Annotated in this window: 3 protein-coding genes and 1 pseudogene; 1 reads left to right on the top strand and 3 read right to left on the bottom strand. The window is 41.5% G+C overall.

Going from position 1 to position 4,432, the window contains the following annotated elements:
- Positions 1 to 877: pseudogene (locus tag ACEW80_RS31750) on the top strand (IS630 family transposase); the annotation flags it as partial.
- A 78-nt stretch (positions 878 to 955) separates the two neighbouring features.
- Here ACEW80_RS31750 and ACEW80_RS31745 read toward each other — a convergent pair.
- From ACEW80_RS31745 to ACEW80_RS31735, 3 genes are all read right to left on the bottom strand, one after another.
- Entirely contained in the window at positions 956 to 1,888 is a 933-nt protein-coding gene (locus tag ACEW80_RS31745) for a DUF6262 family protein (protein WP_373530424.1), read from the bottom strand.
- Between the two features lies 1 nt (position 1,889).
- The gene (locus tag ACEW80_RS31740) at positions 1,890 to 3,311 is read right to left on the bottom strand and encodes a tyrosine-type recombinase/integrase (RefSeq protein WP_373530423.1); all 1,422 of its coding nucleotides are present in this window, start codon (positions 3,309 to 3,311) and stop codon (positions 1,890 to 1,892) included.
- A gap of 3 nt (positions 3,312 to 3,314) precedes the next feature.
- Positions 3,315 to 4,432 (bottom strand): tyrosine-type recombinase/integrase (locus ACEW80_RS31735; RefSeq protein ID WP_373530422.1); only part of this gene is annotated, 1,118 nt, incomplete at its 5' end.

Here is a 4,432-nt window from a genome sequence, read left to right as displayed (position 1 = left end):
TCGCGCCTTGGAAGCTTCCACCCGGCAGACTTTACGTCAGTATCAAATTATTTGGTTACTGGCACAAGGTAAGAAAACCGAGGAAGTCACGGCAATAACAGGTTACAGCAGAACATGGATTTATGCTTTAGTCAAAAGGTACTGGCGTATTGGGAGTGGAAGGATTAGGCGACTTTCGGCACCAAAATAAAGGAGCCAAACCGCTGATTGATGATGAAGAGCAAGCACAGCTATGGCAAGTCTTACAAGAAAAAGCCCCCGATGGAGGACTATGGAACGGTCGTAAAGTCGCACTTCGGCTAACTTGCTTGACTGGGCGACAAATTAGCCGACAGAGAGGATGGGAAATATTGCGCCAGATGACTTTTAGGCGGTTTTTTCGGGATGAATCCTTCACCCCGAAAGAAACCGCGTTAAGAGTTCCAAGACCATCCCACACCCAAAGTGACGAAACAGAGCAAATTGCCTGGAAAAAAAACTAGCAACCGAAGTCACAGAACTTCAAACCACCTACCCCGAAGCAGAAATTCAATTGTGGTGTGAGGACGAACATCGGTTGGGACTAAAGCCCATTTTAAGACGAGTTTATGTACCAGAAGGAGAAACTCCCATTGCCAACGTCAACTGGCGATATCAATGGCTATGGCTGTATGCCTTTGTTCATCCTCAAAGCGGAGAAACTTATTGGTGGATTCTACCCTATGTCAATACAGAACTTTTTAACAAAGTCTTAGCGGATTTTGCGGCTCAATTTCAGTTAGGTGCTAACAAGCATATTCTCTTAGCTGTGGACAGAGCGGGATGGCACATTAGTCGAGAAGTCAAGATTCTTCCAGGGCTGCATTTGACATTTTTGCCTCCCTATTCACGTCAAGTCTAACGGGGGGAAGCTTTTATTTTTACCATAATCGCTAAAAGACTTATACAGCAATAGCTGTATTGCTGTTTATTGTTTCTACGAAGTAGGTGAGTCTAACTTTTCACGTAGTATATCAAGTGGGTAGAGATTTAGCATTTGGTCAAACGAACGTCTTGTACCATCGGGTGTGAAGACATAAAGCTTATCGTCATCACCTTTTGTACTTGCCACAATCAATCCTTGTTTTCTGGCTAAGTTGAACCACTCATTAAAGCTTGTCCACTCACCTTTTTTAACATACTTCTCATTGGGCTTCCAACCATCTTTTATTGCTGCATTAAGCCAACCTCCGGGTCGTTCAATATTGCCAGTAGCCATCGCCTCTTTTAAAGCTTGGATAGCACTTGAAACAAATTCAACAGAAGTTGACTTAATTGTTTTAGTTAACGTTGTATTAAGTTTAATTCCTAGAGAATCAAGCTCTGACTTAATTTTGTCACCAACCTCTGACCGCTCTGTTCTTTTTTTGTCTAAAGAAGTTACCTTGTTATCAGGGGATGGTTCAGAAGTAAGTAAAGCTTCCCTTTGTTCACGGCATTCATCTAGCTTTGCTCTAAGTTTTAAGTTTTCAGAATTGAGTGATTCTATCTGTTGTTTGAGTCCAGGAACTTGCATGGCTATTCCTTGAGTAACCTCAATATGTTCCCGTAACCCCTTGATCTCTAATTCCTGCTTTTTAATACGTTCCTTGAAAGTCGTAATAATAGCTATCTTTGAATCAACGGAAGCCCCTTGCTTTTGTACAAGTCCCTTAAGGGGAGATTGCTGCTTTCTTAACTGGTCAATGCGCTGCTTGATTGCATCATATTTGTAAAGGTAGGCAACCGATACTCCGGCAGCAACAGCAACTGTATGAAAGTTAATCTTCTTGCCTTCTTTAACCATTTGAGAAATGGCTTTGTCTGTTCGCTCCAGAGCATCGTTTTTCTTCTGCTCTGCGGCACTTCTTAGACCATCAGGATTCCCCACTCTAGGCATTATCAGACTCCAAGGATGAAATGATGTTTTCGAGATTAGTCTTAATTTTGTCGTTCATCTCGACTTGCCGTTGCCAGTTATTAGCCTTAGCTTTCTCAATAATCTGCTCCGTTTGCTCTAACTGCTCTTTATGCTGGTTTAGAAACTCAGGAGTTGTGCGGAAATCGCCACAAGTTAAACAAGCATAGGCGTGTGGGCAGTCACCTTTGATAATTGGACGGGCGCAAGAGCCATTAGGAAGCGCCTGAGCGTGAACATTACGTTTAAACCATTGCAGGTCAGATGTTTCAAGTTCGGGATCCTCAGCACTTAAAACTTGACCGGAAATATTTACGGTTCTGCCTTGATAATTGGCGATCTCCTTTTTCAAGGTTGAGTCAAATAGATGAGCATAGGTAGCAGTCATGTTTGGTGACTCATGCCCTAAATAGCGCTGAATAATATGCTGTGGTACGCCATTATTAATCATAGGAGTTCCAACACTGTGGCGGAATTGGTGGGCTGTAAGATCCCAAAGTTTTCCTGAATCTGTGCAGATATTGTTGGTGGTGATTAACCTTTTGAGGTAATCAGTAAAAGCACTTGGATTCATTGGTTTGTTTAGTGGCATAAAGTGCTTTGCCATGTTTCTGCCACTAACCAAATATTCAAAACCTGAATCCAAGTTATTCCTAATATAGTTTTGCTGTTCTTGAATTACTCCTGCAAGCTCTCTAGAAACAGTAATGGTGTGGTCTTTTTTCATCTTGAACTGATAATAATTAAGCCACCAATCGCCTGCTGAATCTTGCCTCAAACAGTCAAACTTCAGTCTACATAATTCACTTATACGCATCCCACACTCTTGAATAACTAATACCATTCGCATTACTGATTCAGGCAAAGTTTCAATACGCTGATTTATCTGTTCTATAACTTCTTGTGGAATATACTTGGGTTGAGGCTTATTCAGTCGCGGATAGTCTTCTTTGTAAACAAGAACTTTATCGTTGATATCTGCCCAGCCGTTCTGGGCGCAAAGTGTGAAGAACGTATTTAGATCAACAAGGATATTTAATCTTGTTTTCTCTGCTAGTTTTTTTGTAACTAGATAAGTTAAAAACGTAATTATTATTGGACGATTAATATCTGAAGCTTGGCATCCCGGATAGCATTCTGCTATAAATTCTGAAAAATATTTTAGAGCATCTTTCTTTTTCTTACAGGTAGCCCAAGAAAGGATTGCAAAGGTATATTTCACATATTGCTTTGCAGCTTGGCGTAACCAGGGTTGAGAAATTGCTTTAAAGTTTATGTTAGGACAGTCTGATGGTCTTATATCTGCCCTTAATTTACGACCATTCCAGATATCTTTATCAAACTCTGATTGCTCCCTCGGCTGGACTGAAAGCTGAAGTATTTTTGCGGGTTTCATTAATTATTTATCCCGCTCTTGTAAATACTGCTGATAAGCTTTTTTGAGGTCTTCATCGGTTAAGTGTGTGTAGGTATTAATTGTGGTTTGAACGCTGGCATGACCTAGCCGTTTTTGCACGTGCGCCATATCCCAACCATCACGAATCAAGTCTGTGGCATGAGTGTGGCGAAATAGATGAGGACGGGCATCAACTCCTGTTTTCTTCTCTAATCGACTAAACAAGCTGGCTACTGTTGGGTAAGTTATTGGGCTGCCTATTTGACCATCCCAAATGTTGATAAACACATAGTCCGAATCAACATTCTCTGGATACTCATTAATCAAATAGTCTGAGTAGAGGGTCATCAATTCTTTAGAAACATGAACCACGCGAGAGCTATTAGACTTGGCTCTTGCACCGTTAGCATTGTTATCTCTGGGGATGATATGAATTTCATTACTACCGCCAGTATGAATATCCTCATGTCGCAGTCCTAGAGCCTCCCCAATTCGTACCCCTGACTCATGCAGCAAGCAGATTAGAAATTTGTCTCTTTGGCGCGAACACGCCTCAACTAATTGCTTAATTTGCTCTGTTGTCAACGTGCCTGGAAAAGTTTTTGGTTCTTTAAGTTTTAGGAGTCGAGTTCTAACTTCCTTGCCTTTATTGATGTGATGTAGGAATGGCTTATATTTTCTTCCAGGTTGAAATTGGTAGCGGTAAACATCAATGCCTTCCGTTTTACCTAGACGCTCTTGAAACTCATAGAAACCACAGACCGCCGCAAGTACGGCGTTGATTGTCTTTTCTGTGCGTTTAGACTCTTGAACTTGGATGGAGGTGACTTTTGGCTCTGGGCAACGCAGCCAATGAATGAAGTCTGCTAAGTTCTCTAAGGTGACTTCTACCCAGTTAAGATGTAGATTGTGTAAAAATTCCCAGTACAGCTTTAAATGCCCTGCATAGGCATGGATTGTATTGGGACTGCGTTCAAGACTATCTAGGTAGCGCAAGTAACTTTGGATGGGCGGGACTGGCAAATAATTGTCGTCCAGCACTAACCAGGTCACTTGTTCGCTGTCGGGAATGCGAACCTTTTGAACCTTCATCTTTTGTAGAATGTATTTACTTTGTTGAA

The organism is Nostoc sp., assembly GCF_041747015.1.
Lineage (GTDB): Bacteria > Cyanobacteriota > Cyanobacteriia > Cyanobacteriales > Nostocaceae > Nostoc.
The sequence above is the reverse complement of the archived record's forward strand: the minus strand, read 5'-3'. Positions and strand labels throughout refer to the sequence as shown.